This is a genomic window from Devosia alba, assembly GCF_039938915.1.
Taxonomy (GTDB): Bacteria; Pseudomonadota; Alphaproteobacteria; order Rhizobiales; family Devosiaceae; genus Devosia; species Devosia alba.
On record NZ_JBDUUI010000075.1, the window covers coordinates 1 to 280 of the forward strand.

Consider the following 280-nt stretch of genomic DNA (forward strand, 5'->3'; position numbering starts at 1 on the left):
CATGAGCAGTTGCTCACGCATCGTCTGAGTCAGGCCGTTCTTCGTAGTCTCAATATCATCCGGGATAAGCAGGTCCGCACGCTTACCCTGCAACTGCGCAGTGATACCTACGCACGCAATGCTAGCGGACTTATCCAGAGGCTTCAGATCGCAGTGTACATCATAACCCTCGTAAGAGGTACGGTCACCACGAGCCGGGTCAGCCTTGAGGTAGCACAGTAAAGGCCACGTCTCAATCATACGAATGACTAGCGTAGCTACTTCAGACGCCTGCTTCTCA

At 53.2% G+C, this 280-nt stretch carries 1 protein-coding gene; it reads left to right on the forward strand.

Annotated elements, in window-relative coordinates; translation table 11 throughout:
* A partial coding sequence (locus ABFY71_RS18825) for a hypothetical protein (RefSeq protein ID WP_347947398.1) occupies window positions 1-222 on the forward strand: 222 nt, incomplete at its 5' end.
* Window positions 223-280: the final 58 nt, after the last annotated feature.